At 69.2% G+C, this 21,042-nt stretch carries 15 protein-coding genes and 2 pseudogenes; 10 read left to right on the top strand and 7 right to left on the bottom strand.

Annotated features, from left to right (window positions below):
- Positions 1 to 9 precede the first annotated feature (9 nt).
- The 5 genes and pseudogenes from ABZ374_RS23370 to ABZ374_RS23390 all read right to left on the bottom strand — a co-directional run.
- A pseudogene (locus ABZ374_RS23370) lies at positions 10 to 798 on the bottom strand (ABC transporter ATP-binding protein); the annotation flags it as partial.
- Positions 795 to 1,796 carry an ABC transporter ATP-binding protein gene (locus ABZ374_RS23375; protein ID WP_360314039.1) on the bottom strand — a complete coding sequence of 334 codons (1,002 nt, stop codon included), beginning with the start codon at positions 1,794 to 1,796 and terminating at the stop codon, positions 795 to 797. The gene ABZ374_RS23375 and the pseudogene ABZ374_RS23370, both read right to left, overlap by 4 nt.
- The gene (locus ABZ374_RS23380) at positions 1,793 to 2,713 is read right to left on the bottom strand and encodes an ABC transporter permease (protein WP_360314041.1); all 921 of its coding nucleotides are present in this window, start codon (positions 2,711 to 2,713) and stop codon (positions 1,793 to 1,795) included. Before ABZ374_RS23380 ends, ABZ374_RS23375 begins: the two co-directional genes overlap by 4 nt.
- Positions 2,710 to 3,771: an ABC transporter permease gene (locus tag ABZ374_RS23385; RefSeq protein ID WP_360314043.1), complete on the bottom strand. Its 1,062-nt coding sequence runs from the start codon at positions 3,769 to 3,771 to the stop codon at positions 2,710 to 2,712. The genes ABZ374_RS23380 and ABZ374_RS23385 overlap by 4 nt, the downstream gene beginning before the upstream one ends.
- A complete protein-coding gene (locus ABZ374_RS23390) occupies positions 3,768 to 5,570 on the bottom strand; it encodes an ABC transporter substrate-binding protein (RefSeq protein WP_360314045.1) in 1,803 nt (600 codons plus the stop codon). Before ABZ374_RS23390 ends, ABZ374_RS23385 begins: the two co-directional genes overlap by 4 nt.
- 850 nt (positions 5,571 to 6,420) lie before the next feature.
- Here ABZ374_RS23390 and ABZ374_RS23395 point away from each other — a divergent pair.
- From ABZ374_RS23395 to ABZ374_RS23425, 7 genes and pseudogenes are all read left to right on the top strand, one after another.
- Positions 6,421 to 6,987: a TetR/AcrR family transcriptional regulator gene (locus tag ABZ374_RS23395; protein WP_360314047.1), complete on the top strand. Its 567-nt coding sequence runs from the start codon at positions 6,421 to 6,423 to the stop codon at positions 6,985 to 6,987.
- Between the two features lie 163 nt (positions 6,988 to 7,150).
- The gene (locus tag ABZ374_RS23400) at positions 7,151 to 7,666 is read left to right on the top strand and encodes an SRPBCC family protein (protein ID WP_360314049.1); all 516 of its coding nucleotides are present in this window, start codon (positions 7,151 to 7,153) and stop codon (positions 7,664 to 7,666) included.
- Between the two features lie 97 nt (positions 7,667 to 7,763).
- The gene (locus tag ABZ374_RS23405; protein ID WP_360314051.1) at positions 7,764 to 9,242 is read left to right on the top strand and encodes a DHA2 family efflux MFS transporter permease subunit; all 1,479 of its coding nucleotides are present in this window, start codon (positions 7,764 to 7,766) and stop codon (positions 9,240 to 9,242) included.
- A 59-nt stretch (positions 9,243 to 9,301) separates the two neighbouring features.
- The gene (locus tag ABZ374_RS23410) at positions 9,302 to 10,678 is read left to right on the top strand and encodes a carotenoid oxygenase family protein (RefSeq protein ID WP_360314053.1); all 1,377 of its coding nucleotides are present in this window, start codon (positions 9,302 to 9,304) and stop codon (positions 10,676 to 10,678) included.
- A 1,248-nt stretch (positions 10,679 to 11,926) separates the two neighbouring features.
- Positions 11,927 to 12,544 carry a hypothetical protein gene (locus ABZ374_RS23415; RefSeq protein ID WP_360314055.1) on the top strand — a complete coding sequence of 206 codons (618 nt, stop codon included), beginning with the start codon at positions 11,927 to 11,929 and terminating at the stop codon, positions 12,542 to 12,544.
- Between the two features lie 32 nt (positions 12,545 to 12,576).
- Positions 12,577 to 12,711, top strand: a pseudogene (locus tag ABZ374_RS23420) (toxin Doc); the annotation flags it as partial.
- Positions 12,712 to 13,753: 1,042 nt separating this feature from the next.
- Positions 13,754 to 14,497 (top strand): D-alanyl-D-alanine carboxypeptidase family protein, encoded by a 744-nt coding sequence (locus tag ABZ374_RS23425; RefSeq protein ID WP_360314057.1) that lies wholly within the window; start codon positions 13,754 to 13,756, stop codon positions 14,495 to 14,497.
- Positions 14,498 to 14,669: 172 nt separating this feature from the next.
- On the opposite strand, the gene ABZ374_RS23430 is transcribed toward ABZ374_RS23425, so the two are convergent.
- The gene (locus tag ABZ374_RS23430; RefSeq protein WP_360314059.1) at positions 14,670 to 16,025 is read right to left on the bottom strand and encodes an MFS transporter; all 1,356 of its coding nucleotides are present in this window, start codon (positions 16,023 to 16,025) and stop codon (positions 14,670 to 14,672) included.
- A 573-nt stretch (positions 16,026 to 16,598) separates the two neighbouring features.
- On the opposite strand from ABZ374_RS23430, the gene ABZ374_RS23435 reads away from it, so the two are divergent.
- The 3 genes from ABZ374_RS23435 to ABZ374_RS23445 all read left to right on the top strand — a co-directional run bounded on the left by ABZ374_RS23435 (position 16,599) and on the right by ABZ374_RS23445 (position 19,705).
- A complete protein-coding gene (locus ABZ374_RS23435; protein ID WP_360314061.1) occupies positions 16,599 to 17,555 on the top strand; it encodes a helix-turn-helix domain-containing protein in 957 nt (318 codons plus the stop codon).
- Positions 17,556 to 18,000: 445 nt separating this feature from the next.
- Positions 18,001 to 18,636 (top strand): hypothetical protein, encoded by a 636-nt coding sequence (locus tag ABZ374_RS23440; RefSeq protein WP_360314063.1) that lies wholly within the window; start codon positions 18,001 to 18,003, stop codon positions 18,634 to 18,636.
- 127 nt (positions 18,637 to 18,763) lie between these two features.
- Positions 18,764 to 19,705, top strand: a complete 942-nt coding sequence (locus ABZ374_RS23445) for a YihY/virulence factor BrkB family protein (RefSeq protein ID WP_360314065.1) — start codon at positions 18,764 to 18,766, stop codon at positions 19,703 to 19,705.
- Between the two features lie 263 nt (positions 19,706 to 19,968).
- On the opposite strand, the gene ABZ374_RS23450 is transcribed toward ABZ374_RS23445, so the two are convergent.
- Positions 19,969 to 21,009, bottom strand: a complete 1,041-nt coding sequence (locus ABZ374_RS23450) for an epoxide hydrolase family protein (protein WP_360314067.1) — start codon at positions 21,007 to 21,009, stop codon at positions 19,969 to 19,971.
- Positions 21,010 to 21,042 lie beyond the last annotated feature (33 nt).

Here is a 21,042-nt window from a genome sequence, read left to right on the forward strand (position 1 = left end):
CTGCTCGCTTGGCAGCGCGGCCAGCAGCTCGCGCGTGTAGGTGTGTTGCGGATTCAGCAGCACTTCTTCGGTCGTTCCGACCTCGACCAGCCGGCCGGATCGCATCACCGCGACACGATCGGCGATGTTCCAGGCCAGGCCGAGATCGTGCGTGACGACCATGACGCTGAGGCGCATCTGTTCGCGCAACCGGAGGAAGAGGCTGAGGATCTCTCCGCGGAGCGACGCGTCGAGGCTTGCGACGGGCTCGTCGGCGATGATGGTCTCGGGTTCGACGGCGAGCGCGCCGGCGATGAGGACGCGTTGACGCTGACCGCCGGAAAGCTCGTGAGGGTAGCTCAGGAAGAACTGCTCCGGCGGGCGCAGGCCGGCATTCGAGAGTGCTCGTGCCACGAGATCGACCTCGGTGACGTCATCGCCGCGGGCGTTGTGCTCGGCGACGAGCCGGTGCAGCCGGATGCCCTCGGCCACCGACTCGTACACGGAGTGCTTCGGGTTGAGCGCACCCGACGGGTCCTGCATGACGAGTTGGACCCGGCGGCGGTAGCCGCGCAGCGCGGCGCCACCGGTGGGAAGCCGCTTGCCGAGAGCGGTCACCTCTCCGCTCGTGGGACGTTCGAGGCCGAGAAGCGCTCTGCTCAGCGTCGTCTTTCCGGAGCCCGACGCACCGACCAGAGCCAGGATCTCGCCGTCCCGGACCTCGAGGTTCACGCCGTCAACGGCACGGACCTCGCTGCGACCGTGGAGTGAGGGGAACGTGACATGGAGATCGGTCGCGCTCAGCACGATGCGGTTCATCGGGCCACCGTCGATTCCGTACGGGCGATGCCCAGATCCTCGGCGCGCAGGCAGCCGGTTTTCAGCCCGTGTGCGTACCTGGCGAACTCCGGCTTGTGGACGAGGCAGTCGCCGTCGAGAGACGTGCACTGCGCGGCGAATTCACGCTCGGCCACGTCGTCGACGACGGTGACCGGATCGTCCGCGAGCCCCTGGGGCCGATACCTCGACGCCGGGTCGCCGATCGTGGGGAACGCGCCTGCGAGAGCCCGCGTATAGGGATGCTTCGCCTGCGCGAACACCCTCGGACCGGGAGCCTGCTCTATGATGCGGCCGCCGTGCATGACGACCACTTCGTCGCACACGCTCGACAGGACCGCGAGGTCGTGGCTGATCATCATCAAGCCGAGTTCGAGCTCGACCGCCAGGTTTCGAAGCAGGCGCAGGATCTGGGCCTGCACTTTCACGTCGAGCGCGGTGGTTGCTTCGTCGGCGATCAGCAGCTTGGGGTCGCAGGCGAGCGCCATGGCGATCATGATGCGCTGCTTCTGTCCGCCCGAAAGCTGATGGGGGTAGCTGTACGTGTGCTCCGCCGCGAGGCTCACCATGTCGAGCAGTTCGGCCACGCGGAGATCGCATGCACGCCGCGTCGTCTCGGGTCGGTGGACGAGAATGGGTTCGGCGATCTGCTCGCCCACCGTCCGCACGGGGTTGAGCGAGTTCATCGCTCCCTGAAAGACGATCGCGGCATCCGACCAGCGCATGCGGCGCAGCGCGCCCCAGGTGAGGGAGTTGACGTCCTTGCCGCAGACCTCGACCCGCCCCTCCACGCCTGCCTTGCGGGGGTGGAGCCGCAGCACGGCGCTCGCCACCGTGGACTTTCCCGAACCCGATTCGCCGGCGATGCCAAGGGAGCGGCCTTGGTCGAGTGAGAGAGAAACGCCGCGCACGGCGGCGATGTCTCCTCGACCGGATCGGTACGTGACCCGGAGATCTTCGATCCTCAGCAGTTGGGTCATCGGCCCTCCTTGAGGCGCGGATTGACGATGTCCTCGAGCGCTTGGCCGGCCATCGTGAACGCGAGTACCACCACGATGACGCAGATACCGGGCGGGAGCAGCGCCCACCATGCCCCCAGCGACACGGCACCGGTGCCGAACGCCGCGTTGAGCATCGTGCCCCAGGAAACCGCTGTCGGGTCGCCGAAGCCGAGGAAGGACAGCGTGGTCTCGGCAAGAACCGACCCGGCGACCGTGAGTGTCGTGTTCGCGAACACGAGCGGCAGCACGTTGGGGAACACATGTTTCGACATGAGGTGCCAGGGCCCCGCGCCGAGCACCCGCGCTCGTTCCATGAACGGCCGTTCGCGCACCGAGAATGTCTGCGCCCGGATCACCAGCGCCGTCGCGGGCCAGCCGGTGATGCCGATCACCACGATGATCGAGAGCAAGGAGCCGCCCAGCAAGGTCGCCAGGACGAGGGCGAGGGGCAGGAATGGAATGACGATGAACCATTCGGTGAGCCGGAAGAGGACGGTGCCTGCCCACCCGTCCGATATCCCCGAGGCCATGCCGACGATCGTGCCGATCACCATCGAGATGACCGTGGCCATCAGGCCCACCAGAAGCGGAACGCGGGCCCCGAATATGAGCAGGGTGAGTATCGAACGTCCGTTGTCATCGGTTCCGAGCGGATACTTTCGGCTCGGCGGCGCCAGGATCGGACCCGACGCGGCACTCACGCGCAACTCATGGGAGTCGGCCAGCAGCGGCGCGAAGACCGCGATGACCGCGAAGACCAGGAGCACGGCGAGTCCGACCATGCCCGCCCGGTTCGCGCGGAACTTCGCCCACGTACGACCCCAGGCTTCGCGACGGAGCTTCCAACGGAGCGCTCTCGCGCTGGACCGTCGAGGGGGAGCGGGTGCTGTGGTCATGCTTTCACCCTCGGATCTTGGAGTGCGTAGATGAAGTTCGCCACCATGTTGGCGACCACGACCGCGGCCGAGAAGACGAGGAACAGCCCCTGCAGAAGCGGCAGATCGGGAATCCTCATGGCTTCGCTCGTGAGCAGTCCGAGCCCCGGGATGGAGAAGACGGTCTCGATGGTGATCGCACCACCCACGGTGAACGCCAGGTTGAGTGCGATGAGCGTGGTCATGGGCAACCGAGCGTTCGGGAGTGCATGCCTGTGCAGGACCTGCCGGTCGGAGAGCCCCTTGGCGCGCCCGGTGAGCAGGTAGTCCTCTCCCATGACGTCGAGCATGGACGACCGCATGATCATCGAGTATTCGGCGAGATATGTGACCGTCAGCGTCGTCGTCGGCAGGACGAGGTGCCAGATGGTGTCCGCGACGCCCTCGACGCTCATCGGTGCGACTCCGGGCGAATGGAGCCCGCCGATGGGGAAGACGCCGAAGACCGGGTTGGCGGCGAACACCATGAACAGCAACAGACCGAGCCACCATTCCGGCATGGAGTACAGGACGGTCGCGAAGGCCGATGTCGAGCGGTCGAACCGCCCGCCGTGCTTCCACGCCTGACGGCTGCCCAGCCGGCTGCCCAGCCAGATCGAGAGAACCGTCGCCGGCAGGACGAGGAGGAGGGTCGGCCATACGCGCTCCCCGATGAGGTCGGGGACCGGTTTGGAGTACTGGAAGGAAACGCCGAAGTCTCCCGTGAAGACCTGCTTCAGGTACTTTCCGAACTGCATCCAGAGCGATTCGTCGAGTCCCAGCCGGCGCCGGATCTCTTCCAGGTCCTCTGCGGTACGAGCCTTTCCTCGGCCGAGGGTCCGTTCGGGATGGGGGTTGATCACCCGGAACAGGAAGAAGTTCACGACGATGACGAACATCAGCGCGCAAGCCGAACCGGCGAACTGCGTCAGCACGAACCTGCGGCTGAAGCGGCCGGCGAGCCGTGAACGTCGATGAGGAAAGCCTGGTCCGACCAGCCCGTCGACATGGGTGGCGGTAGAGATCGATGGCGACGTCATTCTCGCTCCTCCGCTGTCGCTCGGCGCCATCGCGCTACTGCGAATCGCCCGAGTAGCAAGATCAAAATCAGCGCTGCGAGGCTGCGATAGACGACTGTCGCCGTTCGCGCCGTTCGGTCCGCACTCACGTCCTGAGCGGCACCATCGGTCGGCCTCAGGTCGTAGAGACTGGTGACGTCGGCCATGACGTCACCACCGGGCTGAAACGCGGAGGTCCATCCCGTCCACCGATCGCTGCGATATGCCTGCTGCGCCATCGGCTGTCCCATCACGATGTAGGGAGCATCGTGGTAGAGAATCTGCTGCATCTTCTTGACGATCTCGACGCGTTTGTCGTGGTCCAGTTCGTTTTTCTGTTCGGTGTACAGATCGTCGTATTCCTCGGAGCAGTACCAGCTGTCACTCTGAAGCGAGCGTTGGTCGCAAGTCAGGTAGACGAGCATCGCGTCCGGGTCGTCACTGAAGCCCCAGCCCCACCAGAACATGTCGTAATTCCCGCTGAGGATTTCGTCGGTCAGCTTGTCGGCCGTCATCGCATCGAGCGTGATGTCGAATCCGAGATTCTGCATCCACTCGCGGACGAGTCGAGTGGCGAGGAGGGACGACTGGTCCGACGCGTCGACCGCGATCCGGAGCCGTGGTACCGAGCGGCCGGTCGGAAGGGTGCGCCTGCCGTGGGCGTCCAGCTTGTAGCCGGCCTCGTCGAGCCTCTGGGCGGCGAGTTTCGGATCGTACGTCGTGCCGTCTGCCGGCGGCTTCCACTGGAAGTCCGGGAAGCCGTCGGGGACGATCGTCCTCAGAGGTGACAGACCTCCTTTGAACGCCTTGCGCGAAAGCTCCGCCGGATCGAAGGCGGTGGACAACGCGAAACGGAACTTGGGATCGAGAACCGCAGGGTTCGGATCACCGAGCGGCCGGCCTGTCTTGAGGTCGGAAGAGCCCGAATTGAAACCCACTTCGACGAAGTTGCCGAGGAGTGGGAATTGACCGGCGTACATGTGCTGCCGATTCTTGAGCTTTCGAACCTGTAGCGCGTTCACGCTCGGTGTATAGTCGATCTCCCCCTTTCGAATCGCCTGCATGATCGTGTCCTGTGCTTTGAAGAACCGCCAGTCGACGTACGCGACCGGACTGAGCCCACGCCAGTTACCGGGCCACGCTTCGAAGCGGTACAACGAGCTGCCCGCCCCTCCCTCGAGGAGTCGGTAGGGCCCGGACGTCACCAAGCTTTTCGGACCGAGAGGATACTGGTCGAGCTTCTCGTCGGGATAATGCTCAAAGATATGCTTCGGGAGTATAGGGATCGGCATTTTGGGCAGCGTCGCGCTCGGCGCGCCAAGGCTCAGCTCGACGGTGATGTCATCCGGGGCGTTCACGGTTTTCACGTTGTCGAGATAATTTCCCCATGTACTGTTCCCCTGCCCACCCTCGAGCACGCGGCCGAGCGTATATGCTGCGTCGGCTGCGGTGAGCGGTTTCCCGTCGCTCCATTTGAGACCAGGCCGCATGTGGTACGTGACGGTAAGGCCGTCGGCCGCGACATTCCACGATTCGGCGAGCCCCGGTCCCTGTTCGGCGAGGGAATCGTGAGAGGGCGAGGTCAGTGCCTCGAACAGGTACGGTATCAGGGCGTACGAGTTGGACAGGATGTATGTCAAGGGATTAAGCGTGTCGACCTCGCCAACGGCCCCGATAGTGAGCTTTCCGCCCGCGCCCCGCGAACCCGCGCTGCCGGGTCCTGATGCAACCGAATCGGTCCCTGATCGATGACCGGAAACGGCGGAGGAGGTGGTAAACATGCTGGTAAGGAACGCTGCTAGAGCTATCGCTGCCAGAGACGCGGTGGCGACTCGCGCGAAAGAGACTCGGGGGTGAAACCTGCGACAACCTGATGCGGATCTCCACGACATACTGGGCCTCCCTCACGCCGGTGACCGGCGTGTCCACGTCCTCGAAGGGTGCGCCCTCGTGGCACGTGCGTTTCGTATTCCGATCAGTAGACCAGCCGATGCCCTGGGCATCTTTGGCGCTTCGGCTGAATTTGGCTCGGCAGATTTAGAGGAGTTGCCACAAAGTGCTGATTCGGCGGCTTGGGGCGTGTCGCCGGGATCGGCGGGGCGTCGCGGTGGGCGTGGGGAAGGCGCCGCTGTGGTTGGTCTCGGACGAGTTGTGGGCTCGGGTTGACCCGTTGTTGCCGGTGCTGCCGTTGCGGCACAGGGGGGCGGAATCCCGGGCGCTTTCCCCTCTTGTGGTCATGGTGATCGGCTCCAATAAGCCGAAATTCGCCCGACACTGAGGAACCGCGTGCTCGGGTCGAGCGCCTCGAAAGGTGGGCATGTATGCGCTGCCTACGTCGAGACGTGAAGCATCAGTCCGGGCGACGGACAGGCGGTCCGGGCGGACGCACCGGCCGGCATCGACATCCCAGGACGCGGCCGGGCTCAGGGGCAGGGCATGAGGACATGGCACCACCGTCCTCGGCCACGACGAGCACCCCCGCAGGGGACGCCACACGAACCGAGGCTCAGTCGCCCCCCTGGAAAACGATCCTCGGACGCCTGTGGAACCGTTCGCAAAAGCACCGCAGGTCACCTGTTCGATGCCCGGCTCTGCTTGACACCTCGAAAGAGTGAGTGATTGAGTACTCACATGAAGACGGAACAACGAAGGACGCTCTCCACCGCGGAGGAACGCCGAGGAACGGTGCTGCGCACCGCGATCGGCGCCTTCGCGGCCCGGGGCTACTTCGGCACCACGACCGCAGAGGTGGGCAAGGCCGCCGGCATTTCGCAGGCGTACGTGTTCCGGCTCTTCCCCAACAAGGAAAGCCTGTTCGCCGCAGTGGTCGAGCACTGCTTCGCGCGGATTCGGGAGAGTCTGGAGCGCGGTGCCGCAGGTGCCGAGAGCAGTTCGGCGGAGGTCGTACTGGCTGCGATGGGGGACGAGTACGCTCGCCTGATCAGCGACAACGACCTGCTGATGGTGCAGATCCACGCCCAGGCCGCCGCCGCGTCCGAGGTGGTGATCCGCGATGTGGTGCGGACCGGATACGCACGGCTCGTCGAGTATGTGCGCGGTGCCTCGGGCGGCACCGACGCGCAGGTCCAGGAGTTCTTCGCCCGGGGCGCGCTGTGTCACCTGGTGTCCGCCATCGGCGCGCACGAGGCGGACGGCCCGTGGGCCCGGACGCTCACGACGGGCATCCGGCACCACTGAGTCGCGGACTCCCGCGCATCCCGCACCATCCCCGGAGGTTCCGAGGGCGACCCGACGCACCGCGTCGTGTCGCTCCCGGCTGCTTTCGGATCGAAGAGTGAGTGATCAATCAGTCATGGTCGGCGATCGGATCGGTGACCGAAGCAACCCAGGAGGAACCGTCATGTTCGCAGCCCTCATCGCCGGCCTCACCGCCCTGCCGTTGGCCGTAGGCGCCGGTACGGCACCCATCGGCGTCGACGAGTCGGCGCCGGTCATCACCCGTGACGAGATCGTCATCCACGCGCCACTGGACCGGGTATGGCGCATCCAGACCGACGTCGAGGGCTGGCCGTCCTGGCAGCCGGGCGTTTCCTCGGTGGTCAAGCGCACGCCGGGAGCGCTGCGTCCGGGCTCGTCGTGGGTCTGGTCGACCGAGGGCCTGGAAGGCATCACGTCGACCGTCAAGCAGGTGCAGCCCAAGAAGCGGATCGTGTGGGGCGGCCCCGCGCAGGGCATCACCGCGGTCCACGTGTGGACGTTCGCCAAGACCGAGAACGGCGTCGTGGTGCACACCGAGGAGTCCTGGGCCGGCGAACCGGTCGAGGCGAACCGGGAGTTCCTGCAGGGCGCGCTGGACGCCTCCCTGGACCACTGGCTCCACAACCTCAAGGCGCGCGCCGAGGGGCGGTGCGACTGAACGCGCGCCGACCGGGCGCTGCCCGCGGAGGGCTCTTTTTTGGACCCAAAGAATGATTGATCAATCACTCACAATCGACAATGTCCAGGAGGCTCCCATGTCCGGTCCCCGCCGCCGCCGCGCGGGCGCGCCCACCGCCGCGGCGGCTGCTCCGCACGTCGCCCGATCCGGGCCGATCCTTGCCGTACTGGCCTGTGCCCAATTCGTCGTCGTGCTCAGCACCTCGATCGTCAACGTGGCATTGCCACAGGTCAGAGACGGGGTCGGGCTGTCCGGCACCGGGATGGCCTGGGTCATCAACGCCTACGGCCTGGCCTTCGGCGCGCTGCTCCTGCTCGGCGGGCGGGTGGCCGACCTGCTCGGCCGCCGCCGGGTGCTCAACGCGGGACTCGTGATCTTCACGGCGGCCTCGGCCGCCGCGGGGATCGCCACCGGCGGCGGTGTGCTCATCGCCGCCCGCGCGGCACAGGGCGTCGGCGCCGCGGCCGTCGCGCCGGCCGCGCTGTCCCTGGTCATGCAGGTCTTCCCACCCGGCCCCGCGCGCGGGAAGGCGCTCGGCGTGTGGGGCGCGGTATCCGGCGCGGGCGGCGCCGCGGGCGTCCTGCTCGGCGGTGTGCTCACCGAAGGGCTCGGGTGGCGCGCGGTGTTCTTCGCGAGCGCCCTCGCCGCCGCGGCCGTCCTGGCGGTCGGCCTGCGCGTACTGCCCGACTCCGCCACGACGGGCGACGGCCTGCGCTCCCTCGACATCGGCGGCGCCCTGGCCGTCACCCTCGGGCTGGTCGCCCTGGTGTACGGCCTGACCACCGCGGGCCGTTCCGGATGGACCGACACATGGGTCCTGGCGTCGATCGCCGTGTCCGCCGTCCTGCTCGTGCTCTTCGCCGTACTGGAACTGCGCCACCCCCGACCGCTGTTGCCGCCCCGACTGGTCCGGGTCGGCGCGGTCGCCCCGGCCAATGTGGTGATGGCGCTGCTGGGCGGCGTCTGGGTCGGCCTGTTCTTCTTCCTTCCGCTCTACCAGCAACAGGTCCTCGGCGACAGCCCGCTGCGCGCCGGGGTCACCCAACTGCCGCTGGCCGTCGCGAACATGATCGGTGCGGCGATCGCCCCGAGGCTGGCCCGCCGGATCGGGGCGACGCCCACGCTCACGGTCGGCATGACCCTGCTCGCTGCCGGGCTGCTGTGGTTGTCGCAGATCTCCGCCGACGGCAGCTTCACCGGCGACATCCTCGGCCCGACCGTCGTGGTCGGCCTGGGCCTCGGCGCGGCGTTCGTGCAGTTGACCGGCGCCGCCGTGACCGGGGTCCCGGCCAAGGACGGCGGACTGGCCGGCGGACTGGTCAACACCACGCGCCAGATCGGCGGTGCGCTGGGACTGGCCGTGCTGGGCACGCTGGCCGCGTCCCGGACCGAGGCCGCCCGAGGCACCACGCACATCGTGGCGCTCACCGACGGCTACCGGATCGCGTTTCTGGTCTCGGCGGCGATCGCCGCCGTCGGTACCGCACTGACCCCGCTGCTCGCCCGTCGGGCAACCGACCCCGCCACGCCGACACCGGCCGCCGAGCGCTCCTGACCGACCTCGCCCCGGCCCCGACCACCACCGCGCACCACGTTTTCGAAGGGAAGCTCACCATGAACTCCGTCGACAGCCACGACAGCACCGAGAAGAAGCCCTACCTCTCCGGGCACTACGCCCCGGTCGCCGACGAGATCACCGCCACCGATCTGATCGTCGAAGGCGCCCTCCCGCCCGAGTTGACCGGCAGCCTGCTGCGGGCGAGCCACAACCCCAAGCCCGGTGTCGTCACCTCCCACTGGTTCAAGGGCAGCGGCATGGTGCACGGCATCCGCCTCCGCGAGGGCCGTGCCGAGTGGTACCGCAACCGCTGGGTCCGCACCCCCGCACTCGACGGTGCCCCGTATGCGACCGAGCGCGGTCCCGACTTCACCGTCAGCACGGCCGGCACGCACGTCATCGAACACGCCGGCCGCCTGCTCGCGCTGTGCGAGTCCGCGCTCCCGTACGAGATCACGCCCGAACTCGACACCGTCGGCGCCTACGACTTCGGCGGCAAGCTGACCTCCTTCATGACGGCGCATCCGAAGGAGGACCCGGTCACCGGCGACCTGCACTTCTTCGCCTCGTCACCGTTCGCGCCTTTCCTGACCTACTACGTCGTGGCCCGGGACGGCGAGTTGACCATCAGTCAGGAAGTGCCGGGCGCGAGCGCGGCACTCAAGCACGACTTCGCCATCACCGAGAACCACGTCCTTTTCCTCGAGGGGTCCGTCACCTTCGATCCGACCGAACACTCCGGCATCCCGTACGGATGGAGCGACGACCAGCCCTGCCGGATCGGCGTCATGCCGCAGGGCCCGGCAGGCGCCGCCGCCATCCGCTGGTACGACGTCGCCGCCGGCTTCGGCATGCACTTCGCCAACGCCTACGAGGACGCCCTCGGCCGGATCGTCATCGAAGGCTCCACCGTGGACCGCACCGGCTGGGACCGCTCGTGGGCGTGGTGGACCGGCCGCCCCGGCCGTGGCGCCGAACCCACCTCCGGCTCCACCAATCGCCGCTGGGTCGTCGATCCGGCTTCGGGGACCGCGTGCGAGGAGCAGACCGACGACCTCATCGTGGAGTTCCCCACCATCAACGAGAGCCGCCTCGGCCGCATTCACCGCTATCAGTACGCACTGGCCTTCCCGAACGACGAAGGCATCGGCAACCACACCCTGGTCAAGTACGACCGCGCCACCGGTGCCCGGCAATTGCGTCCGGTCGGCGTCGGCCAACTCCCCAGCGAGGCCGTCTTCGTGGCGGCGGCGGACGCCGTCGACGAGGACCACGGCTATCTCCTGACCGTCGTCGGCGATCTCAACACCGAGCGCTCGCGACTGCTGGTCCTGGACGCCCGTGACCTGACCGCCGCCCCGGTCGCCACCGTCCGTCTCCCGCGCCGGATCCCGGCGATGATCCACGGTTCCTGGATTCCGGACCCGAACTGACCCCTGCCAAGGCGATCGGCACCCCGTACGCAACATCGGCGGGGCCGGTCCGACACGTCGGACGACCGACGTGACCCACGTTCGCCGAACAGCCCCCGTGCGTCGCACGGGGGCTGTTCGGCCACCACCACCCGTCCGCACCACCGCGCCCATGGAGGCCGCCATGACCGGCCGGATCACCACCGCCACGTCCACCGCACCGTCGTCCGCTCGGGGCCGGGCCGTCGACAACCGGCTGTCCTACGTGAGTTCGGCCTCGCCTGGCTCATCGGACACGGCCGGGCGGACGGTTCGTGGCGGTTCACGTGGTCGCGCAGTGGCGCAAGGCGGCGTACGGGCGCTCGGCGAGTGGAAACCGCTACGACACGCACTTCGTGAACGCCGAGATCCGGGGAGGCAGGCCGTTCGACTGCCCGGGGCCGGGGCCGGGGCCGGGGCCGGGGCTGGGGCTGGGCAGTCGGGTTCCGTTCGCTCGTGCGGTGGCCGGGGAGCGATGCACGGGGGCGAACCGGTGCGTGTCGCGACGCCGCCCGCGTCTTGGCCTGGCGCGGTCCGTGGGATCCCGGGGACCGGCGCGCGGTGTCGGTATCGCCCGACACACCAGACGCGGAGCGACGTGATTCGGGGCGGGCTCGACCGCGCCGGATCGGGAGGAATCGTGGACGATCGGCCGGCCGGCGAGGTCGGTAACGCGGGACTCGGGCCGTGTCCTCGCCCGCCGGGGCGTGCTCGACGCGATGCCAGGCCGTCACGAACTCCTCCAACGCCCGGACCGGATCCGTCCCCACGTACGCAACCCACTCCGCCCCGGCACCCGTGTCATGAAGGCGACCCCAACGTGCCGACCGCACACGTTCTCCCGCGTGATCTTCCGAGCCGGGTCCGACGCCCCCGGCGGCTCCGTCCCATGGGGGATCACGGGGTGTTGCTGGGACCTGGCTGCGCTGCGCACCCGCCGGCGACCGGCGCGACGACGTGGCCGCTCGTACGCGGCGCCGCCGGCCGGCACGTCGGCTCCGACGACCGGTCCGTCCCCGGGGTGACGCCGGCTGCGCGGAGGTCGCCCCGTTCTCTCGCGTACGCCGCCCGGACCGCCGGCGCGGATCCCTGCGAGGGGGGTCGGCCCGGGCGCGGCGGTGGTCTCGTGTGGCGGGAAAGGTGGCCGGATCGACTATGGGGTCGGGTCGGGGGGCTCGGGTTCAATGGCGGGGTCGATGCAGCCTGAGGAGCTTGGGGAGGCGGGGAGTCGTGTCGGACACCACCGGCGGAATCACGCAGGAACAGGTTCGGGAGAGGGCCGCCCGGATCCGGGCGGGCCTGGAGCGTTGGAAGGTCGAGGGTTTCGACCCGACGGCGGCGCTGGACGTGGAGGCGGTGGCGCGTGGGGCGCTTCAGGCGCGGGCCCGGCCGAAGCCGACCGCGCACGACGTGCTGAACGTGATCCGGCCGGAGTGGGAGAAGGAGGCGGCGCAGCAAGGGCTGACCGGCGAGGCCGTGAGCGCGTTCGCCGGGCGGGTCCTGGCCGAGGACGGCCCGAAGGTCTACTGCGAGTCGTATGGCGTCTGGTACTTCGTCCATCTCAACAAGAAAGCCGTCGAACTGATCGGCGAGAGCGCGGAGATGTTCAACGCCGTGCTGGAACTGGCCGCGATGGGGGATGAGTTCGTCGAGGACATCGTCACCCTGCTGGAGGCCTTCGTCGTCGCCGAGGTGGCGGCGATCAAGGGAGTCTCCGAGAGCACGAGCAACGGTCAGGTCGCGCTCGTAGGGGTCTATCCCGTCCCCATCCCCGTGGTCCAGTCCGACGCGGACTACGACTGGGACGCCGAGGACGCGGCCGGCTGGCTGGGACACCATATCCACTGACGGATTGGCGCGCCCCGGCCCCGTGCGGTGTCGCCGTCGCGTCCATGGCCGCGTCCGACCAGGGCGTCGATCCACCGTACGGCGCCCTCGTCGACCTCGCCCGCGCCGTCGACACCGATAAGGCCGACGTGTACACCGTCGCCGAACACCTGCGCTCCTGGCGCCTCCGACCCCGACCGGGCCCCGAGAACGACACGATCCAGTCCTCGTTGCGGCGACCGACCATTCTCGCGGGTTTCATTCGGGTCGATGGCGGCGAGTTGCCCGACGCGCTCCGGGCGGCGTTGCATCCCGTTGCCCAGGCACCATTCCCGAGTTGCCGTCCGATGGGGATGCCGCAGGCGATCGCGTCGATCGGCGCGGCCGGGCCCGTCACGACACCGACCACACCCGACCGCAGGCGCGCCGACACCGCCGAGACCGTCACCGGCGCGGTTCGCCGGCCGAACAACCGCATTCCGGACGCGGGACCGCCATACCGGGCACGAGGAGTCGAACGGACACCAAAACCCGCCGGCAGGCACACCGTGAAGGAGGCTCCGGTGGCGAACGACGACAGGCCCACGACGATCGCCGAGATCCGGGAGACGTTGTCCCCGGCAGAGGCCCCGGAGTTCGAGGAATAACTCGCGAACCCGCCGTTCGACCGGTTGCACGCGAAGATCGTGCCGGAACGAGCCCTGACCCCCCAGGAACGCGCCGAGGACCGCGCCCGGTTCGAGCGACTGCGTACCGGTGACTTCTCGGGCCGGGTCGACTCCGACGGCACCCCTACACCCCATGAGCTTGACGGTCCGCTACGCCCCGCAGGCCTCGCGGGAAATCAGCAGGCTGGACGCGGCCCCTCGGGCGGCCTTGCCTCGGTGGGATCGGCCGCCTACCGGTCGGGGTCCGCGTGGTGGACGGTGACCGTTTTGACGTACCGCCGGGTGCGATCCTCTCTTCGACCCGGTGTTTCGAGGGGAACGCAGGCCGGCCGCTGTCGGTTGCGGTGCGTTTTCCCACATCGGCTTCGACCCGTGTGGGCGAGTGCGAAAGGTGAACCGGGAAAGGCTCCGGGCTCCCCACGAGGAGGGTTCACCGGTGAAAGACGCAACGGGCAGCGATCCTCGACCCAGCGAAGGCGATCCACCCAACGAAGCGCATGCCCCGAATACTTCAAGGCGCCCGCAGAGCACGACAGCAGCGGACACATCCGAAACGGCGGGCGTGCCCGGCCTGTTCAACGCCGCGACCAAGCCGATTCCCGCCGACTGGTACCTGCGCGACCAGCCGTCCGCGCCGACTCGGCGGCCCGCGTCCGCGCCGGAGGCCCCGGCCGAGCCGGCCGAACGCCGACGCGCGGACGGTCGGGAACCGCGCCGACGCCGCCGACGCACGCCGATCGTGTGGAGTCTGGCCGGTGTCCTGGTGCTCGGTGGGGCCGGGCTCGGGGCGACCCTGTCCCTGAGAGATGAAGACGGCAAGAACGATCGGACGGATACGGCGGTGGGCGCGGAGCCCGCCCCCGCGCCCACGGCGTCGACCGCGTCCTCGGCGGTGAAGTCGCCGGCCAACGACGTGGACTCGCCCAAAAACCCGAAGGCGCTCACACCGGCCGCGTACACCGCGTGGAAGAAGATCGACCAGGCGATGGCGGCCGAGGGCATCGAGCTGAACCTGAACTCCGGCAAACGCGGCTGGGGACACCAACAAAAGCTGTTGGACGAGAAGATCGCCGAGGTCGGCTCCCGCGAGGAGGCGCTGCGCTGGGTGCTGCCGCCGGAGAAGTCGATGCACGTCCAGGGCATCGCGGTGGACATCTACCCGGCCAACGCCCAGGCGTGGCTCCAGGCCAAGGGCGGCAAGTACGGCTGGTGCCGGCTGTACGACAACGAGGTCTGGCACTTCGAGTACAACGCCTCGTACATCAAGGGCTGCCCACCTCGCCTGCCCAGCGCCCTCGACTCGTGACGGGGCCGGGGCCGGCGACGGCAACTCGTCGGGCCCGGTGGAACGGCGCCCGACTCCGAGTCGGCTCGCCCGCCGCGTGCTCGAGGAGTCGATCACCCGGATCGGTGATGGAGAACCGGAGCCGGGAACCTTGGACGTGGTCGGTCGGATCCGTCCCTTTCCGGCCGTCTCCTCAGCGGCATTCCGCTTCGGTGCACGCTCTGATGCGGGTGGGGACGTCGTGGCATTTGTCGTTGTTGCGCTCTCCTGCGGCCGTGTGAGGCGATCGATCGGGGCCGGCTCCGCTTGTCGTGGCGCTGTGGGCCGAACGGCTCGTCGGGAGGAGTGCGACCAGTGCCGCGAGGGCGAGCAGGACGACGAAGAGCGCGTAGGCGCGGGCGGTGCCCACGAGTCCTCCTCCGTGCACGACCGAGATCCCCGCGATGACGGAGGGCGCGCCCATGCCGAGGTAGCAGACGAGGTAGAGGACCGAGAGCACGCCGGCCCGCTCGTGTGGGGCGGCGAGTGGGACGACGGTGCGAATGCCGCCCTGGAATCCGGCCCCGAAACCGATGCCCGCGACGACGGTGCCGGCGCAGAACCCGACAGTCGAGGACCGGTCGATCGCGAGCAGTATGCCCGCCATGGCGACCACGAGCATTGCGATGCCGAGCAGCATGACGGTGCGGGGCCGGGTGTGGTCGAGTGCGACGGTCGACAGGGACCCGGCCATGGCGAGCAGGAAGAATCCGAGCCCGCCCACCACCGCCGACGGGGAGCCGGACAGTTGCCGCGCAAGCGCCGGACCGAGCGAGCCGTAGAAACCCGCGAGCGCCCACACCGCGAACAGGATGGGCGCCGCCGCGAGCACGGGGCCGCGCAGACCGGCAGGCATCGCGAGCCGCGGCACGAGAGCGGCGCGCGCACCGGGCTTGCGGGTCGTCGCCTCCGGCATCAGGGCCACTCCGATGCCTTGCAGGACGAAGACGCCGACGAACACGAGATAGATCAGGTGGGTGGGCGCCGGCAGGTACTGGACCAGGAGCCCGGACAGCAGCGCGCCGGTGCCGGTGCCGATTCCCGGCGCGGTGGCGTTGGCCACGGTGCCGCGTCTGCGGTCGACGTCGAGCATCGCCGCGCCGAGTGCGCCGAGTGCCCCGCCGGTGGAGATGCCCTGCAGCGCGCGGCCGATCAGCAGGGCGTCCACCCCGTCCGCGGTGGTGAGCACGACCATTGCGATGGTCTGGACCGCGAGCGCGGCCAGCAGTACCGGGCGGCGACCGACGTGGTCGGACAGCCGCCCGAGTACGAGAAGGGCGAGCAGCACGGCGACGGCGTACACGCTGAAGACGACGGTGGTGGTGATCGGCGAGAAGTGCCACGTGCGGGCGTAGGTCGCGTACAGCGGGGTCGGCGCGCTGGAGGCGGCCAGGAAGGAGACGAGGATCGATGCCGGCAGCAGCAGGCTCGCGAATCGCGGACGGCGGCCGGTGACGGCTCGGCCGTCGGGCGGCGGCATACGGTCGGTGTCCGAGGAGTGGGTGTTCACGCTCGTCCTTTCCGGCTGGGTCGAGTGCGCTGTCGCGGGTCGGCGGTGGGCGGTGCGACGTACCTGTTCGGTGGGTCCGGGCGGTGGCGTCGGTGCGCTCGTTCGCCGCACCCGAGGGCGTTCGGTACCCGTGGGAGGAGGGCGCGGTCTCCTGCATGCGCGTTCGCCCGGGGGAGTGCCAGGCTCGTGCGGCGGTTCTCCCCCCATCGAGCGACGGGGGCCTTCCGACCGCCTGCGTTGCGACGGCCCCGATCGAGCCGAGCCCCGACAGGGCGGGTGGGCATGGTGAACGGCCCGAGCCTGCTCATCGGTTGCCGCCTCGGGGATGAGCCCGGGACCGGGGCAGGCCTGCGGAATCGATGCTGATGCCCCCTCGGGGCAGACAACGGGCTGCGGGGTTCGGGCGATCCGGGGCGTGGTGTGCGGCGCGGTGGCTTCCCACACCGCGTTGACGTCGGCAGCCGGCGCCCATCGGTTACGTGCTGCGGAACAGATTCGGTCACATGTCGAGAATCGCTCCGTCACGCCGCATCAACGAGTGGCAATAATGCCTATCTTCATTAGAATGCTGCCATGGGTGTCCATCGGGTGGCCGTGGTGGTGCTGGACGGGGTGGCCCCGCTCGATCTGGCCATCCCCACGCAGGTGTTCAGCAGCCGTCCGGAGACCTCCTACGCGCTGACGGTGTGCGCCCTGTCCGACCGGGTGGCCACCACCGGTGGTTTCGGTCTGGCCATCGACGCCGGACTCGACCAGGTCCGCCGTGCGGACACCGTGATCGTGCCCGGTTTCCAGCCGCTGCTGCGGCCACCGCCCCGGGCGGTGCTCGACGTGCTGGCCGAGGCCCGCGGCCGGGGCCGGCGGGTGGTGTCGATCTGCACCGGCGCCTTCGCGCTGGCTGCCGCCGGCGTCCTGGACGGGCTGCACGCCACCACCCACTGGCGGCACGTCGACGAGCTCGAACGGCGGTTCCCGGCCGTGGCGGTGGACCGCGACGTGCTCTACGTCGACGAAGGCGAGGTACTCACCTCGGCAGGGGTGTGCTGCGGCATCGACCTGTGCCTGCACATCGTGCGCCGTGACCTGGGCGCGGTCACCGCCAACCGGATCGCCCGCAGCCTGGTCGCTGCTCCCCATCGCGACGGCGGTCAGGCCCAGTACGTGCCGGCGCCGGTGGCGGTCGTCGGTGACACGTCCCTGGGTTCGACGCGGGCCTGGGCCCTGGAGCGCCTCGACCAGCCGCTGAGCGTCGAGGAACTCGCCCGCCACGCTCGTATGTCGCAGCGCTCGTTCATGCGCCGTTTCACCGAGGAGACCGGCACCACACCGCTGCAATGGCTGGTCAACGCCCGGGTAGGGGTTGCCCGCGAACTCCTGGAGACCACCGACCACTCGATCGATCAGGTGGCTCGGCAATGCGGACTGGGCTCGGCGGCGAACCTTCGGCTGTACTTCCGACGCGCCCTGCAGACCACGCCGACCGCCTACCGAAGCACCTTCACCCGCCACCCCCGGCCACAACGCCCCTGACCTTCACGACGGGAACGGACGGCGAGTCGAGGGCCGAGTATCACCGGAGGCGGGCCCGCCGACCATTGCCGGAACGGGCCCGTGGGGGCACCGAATGCGGCCAGGCGTCCTTGGGCGGGCCACCGCCCCGGCGTCGAGTCCGGCAGCCCACCCGAGGACTCTCGGCCCCGGCGTCGGGTCCCGCGCCGGGACAGCGATGATCGGGCGGCATCGTGCGGCCGAGGCGGGCCGGACCAGGTCGGGAAGGCGCTTGATGCCGGCGCGGGCGAAACGCTTCCGGCGTCGGCCCCGCCGCCGGCGGAGGAGACGTGCACCGCCCGGGCCGACGAACTCGTCGCGGCCTGCGCGTCTTCGACGCCGATGTCCCGCCTCGATCTCGCCCCGGCGCGCGCGTTCGCGTACCGTCGGCCACGGTTGCGACGGTACGACCGTGCAGGGGGACGCGATGGGGCTGCTCGAGGATTTCCGCAAGGTCTACGACGCGGCGCTGTTCGCCGTGAAGTGGGCGGAGTACGGCGATCGGCTCGATGCCGGGATCGACGCGGTGCTGAAACCGTGGGTGCGCGAGCGCATCGCGCGCTGGGAGCACAGCATGATGTGGTGCGACAACGACGGCGACGTCGCGCACGCCGTCGACGGGCTCACCGCGATCGCACCGCTGTATGCCGAGCTGCGCCGTGAACTGGCCGCGGACGTGATCGGGCTGCACCGGCCCGAGGCGCCGTGGCGTGCGATCGGCCGTATCCGCAGCGAGTTGCCCGGCGCGGAAAGGCCCGTGGCGGTACGGGCCCGCTCGCGCGTCCACCACCGGCACGAGCACTACGTCCTGTGCCGCAACGAGCCGGATTCGATGTCGGACGGTCTCCAGACGTGGGAGTTCCGGGTGCTGAGCGCGCACCCTGGGGAAGCGGACGTGGCGCGGGTGTTCCCGCTCACGCTGCAACCGGCGACGCACGACCGGTACGCCACCGTGCGCGATCTCGGCGAGCTCGCGCGGAACCGCGTCTGGTACGAGGAGATGTGGTTCGCGTTCGCGGCCACCGGACGGGACGTGAGGGAGACGCCGGCGGGTGAGGACTGACCGCGCCGCCGGGCGAGCGCCGGGCATGCGCGGGGTGGTGTCGGTGGGGACGTGTCCGGAGCGGGTGACCACCTGAAACCCTCCGGTTCCGCGCGCTGTATCCGCCGTCGTCGGGCAGAAGTCGCCCATGGGTACAGCGATGCGGGTTCCCCAGACGCGGGACATGAAGGGCGAGGAGCTCTCGGCCGACGAGGCGTGGGCGACACTGCGCCGATACGGCGGCTGGACGCTGGTCAAGAACGCGTTCACCCGCTTTCGGTACGCGGACGGGTTCACCCACTCGCGCGCACTCGCGCTCCAGATGGTGTTGTCGGTGTTGCCGTTCGCGATCGCCGTCGTCGGTCTGTCCAGGGTCTTGCACACGGACACATTCGGCCGGTTCGTCTCGTCGGTCCTCGGTCGGCTGTCCACCGGCCCCAGTTCGGCGGTCGTGCAGGACACGCTGCGCGAAGCGGGCGAGGGCAGCGCGATCGCACTCTCCCTGGGATTGCTGTTCGCGCTGGTCAACGTCGCGACGGCGATGAGTCAGATAGAGCGTGGCGCCAACCGGATCTACGGCGTGGAACGCGACCGTCCGTTCGTGCGCAAGTACGGCCGCGCCGCGGTGATGACCCTCGTGGTGGGCATCCCGATCGGCCTCGGCGTACTGTTGACCGCGGCCGGTCGCGACATCGTCGGAGCGGCCGGTGACGTCTACGGCTGGAGCGACACCCAGCGGACGGTGTGCAACACCATGCGCTGGCCGGTGGGCATCGCGCTCGCGCTGATCTCGGCGTCCGCGGTGTTCCGGTGGTCACCGCGCCGCCGCCAACCCGGCTTCACGTGGCTGGCGTTCGGGGCGGCCGTGTACGTGGTGTTGTGGGTGCTGCTGACGTGGCTGCTGGGCCTGTACGTCCGGCTCAGCGGCTCGTTCGACTCGGTGTACGGGCCGCTCAGCGCGTTCGTCTCGCTGATTCTGTGGGCCTACCTGACTTCGATCGCGCTGTTCCTGGGCCTGGCGTTCGCCGCACAATTGGAAGCGGTCCGCGCCCACCTCACCGAGCCGATACAACCCGATCCCGGCGCCTGACAAGCGACTCGCACCCGTCCCGTCCCCACCGAAGGCATCCCGTGCGACCCACCGACCGGTGGCCGCACACCCCGCGACACCGGCCGACGTCCCGGGCCGTCGGGAACGCAACGAGACGTGAGCGCCCGCCGAACGGGCTGTCCGCCCAACTACATCCTGCGACAGGTGGCCATCGGATTGCGTGCCGACGTGCCCGAACATCGAGGGTGGGGCCGGGGTTTCCGCTCGGTCCACCGCGGTGTGGCGGCTTGTCGCGGGGCGTCTCAGCCGCCCAGCTTGATTGCACGGCGTACGTCGTCGGCGTAGGTCTCCGGTTGTTCCCAGGCCGCGAAGTGGCCGCCGGCAGGGTGTTCCACATAATCGCAAACGTTCAGGAACGCCTCGGCGTAGCTTCGCGGTTCCGGTTTGATGTCGCGCGGAAACACGGAGAGCACGGTCGGTGTCTCGATCCGGTCGGGGAGGGCGACCGGTTCGACATAGGTGGTGAACGAGGTGCCGATCGTGCCGGTGACCCAGTAGGCGGTGGTCCAGGTGAGAAGTTCGTCCGCAGTGAAGGCCGACTCGTCGGACCAGGACTCCAGTTTCTCGGTGATCCACGCCGCGAGGCCGGCGGGTGAGTCGCCGAGGGCGACGGCGAGCGTGTTCGGCCGCGTCGACTGCTCGGCGATGTACCCACCCTCGGTCCGGAACCACTGCGTCGACCGATCGAGGTAGGCCACAGCGTCGGGCGCGAGCTTCGCGCGGTCCGCCGTGAGCGCACGCTGCGGGGCGATGTTCGTGAGGTGCAGGGCAGCCACCCGGTCCGGGTGTTCGGCCGCGAGGATTTCCGCGACGGTGCCACCGACGTCGCCGCCGGACACCGTGTACCGCGAGTAACCGAGCTCGTCCAGAGCGTCCGCGACGATCCCGGCGATCCGGTTGGCCGACATGCCGGCACTGGTGAGCGGGGCCGCGAAGGGGAAGCCCGGCAGTGCGGGAACCACCACGTGCATGTCCGCGAGCAACGGGAGGACGCGCTCGAACCGCAACACCGAGTCCGGCCAGCCATGCAGCAGTACGACCACCGGGGCGCCGGGATCCGCGGACCGCTGGTGAATCAAACGCAGGTCGGTGTCCCCTGCCTGCACCGTCACCCACGGGAAGTCGTCGATGCGGCGCTCGTGTACGCCCCAGTCGTATCCGTTCGCCCAGCGGTCGAGCAGTTCGTCGAGGCGGGTGCCGCTGACGCCGCGCTTCCCGTCGTCACTCCATGGGGTCGTGACACGCCGCGTCCGCCGGAGTCGTTCCCGCATCTCGTCATTCATGTGTATCAGCGTACACATGATGTGTATGCTCGT

The sequence above is a fragment of the Embleya sp. NPDC005971 genome (assembly GCF_040629175.1).
In the GTDB taxonomy this organism is placed as follows: Bacteria; Actinomycetota; Actinomycetes; order Streptomycetales; family Streptomycetaceae; genus Embleya.

Bases quoted from the DNA above. Each gene is read 5' to 3' on its own strand.
- ABZ374_RS23375 (WP_360314039.1), bottom strand. From the start codon at position 1,796: ATGACCCAACTGCTGAGGATCGAAGATCTCCGGGTCACGTACCGATCC.
- ABZ374_RS23380 (WP_360314041.1), bottom strand. From the start codon at position 2,713: ATGACCACAGCACCCGCTCCCCCTCGACGGTCCAGCGCGAGAGCGCTC.
- ABZ374_RS23385 (WP_360314043.1), bottom strand. From the start codon at position 3,771: ATGACGTCGCCATCGATCTCTACCGCCACCCATGTCGACGGGCTGGTC.
- ABZ374_RS23390 (WP_360314045.1), bottom strand. From the start codon at position 5,570: ATGTTTACCACCTCCTCCGCCGTTTCCGGTCATCGATCAGGGACCGAT.
- ABZ374_RS23395 (WP_360314047.1), top strand. From the start codon at position 6,421: ATGAAGACGGAACAACGAAGGACGCTCTCCACCGCGGAGGAACGCCGA.
- ABZ374_RS23400 (WP_360314049.1), top strand. From the start codon at position 7,151: ATGTTCGCAGCCCTCATCGCCGGCCTCACCGCCCTGCCGTTGGCCGTA.
- ABZ374_RS23405 (WP_360314051.1), top strand. From the start codon at position 7,764: ATGTCCGGTCCCCGCCGCCGCCGCGCGGGCGCGCCCACCGCCGCGGCG.
- ABZ374_RS23410 (WP_360314053.1), top strand. From the start codon at position 9,302: ATGAACTCCGTCGACAGCCACGACAGCACCGAGAAGAAGCCCTACCTC.
- ABZ374_RS23435 (WP_360314061.1), top strand. From the start codon at position 16,599: ATGGGTGTCCATCGGGTGGCCGTGGTGGTGCTGGACGGGGTGGCCCCG.
- ABZ374_RS23440 (WP_360314063.1), top strand. From the start codon at position 18,001: ATGGGGCTGCTCGAGGATTTCCGCAAGGTCTACGACGCGGCGCTGTTC.
- ABZ374_RS23445 (WP_360314065.1), top strand. From the start codon at position 18,764: ATGGGTACAGCGATGCGGGTTCCCCAGACGCGGGACATGAAGGGCGAG.
- ABZ374_RS23450 (WP_360314067.1), bottom strand. From the start codon at position 21,009: ATGAATGACGAGATGCGGGAACGACTCCGGCGGACGCGGCGTGTCACG.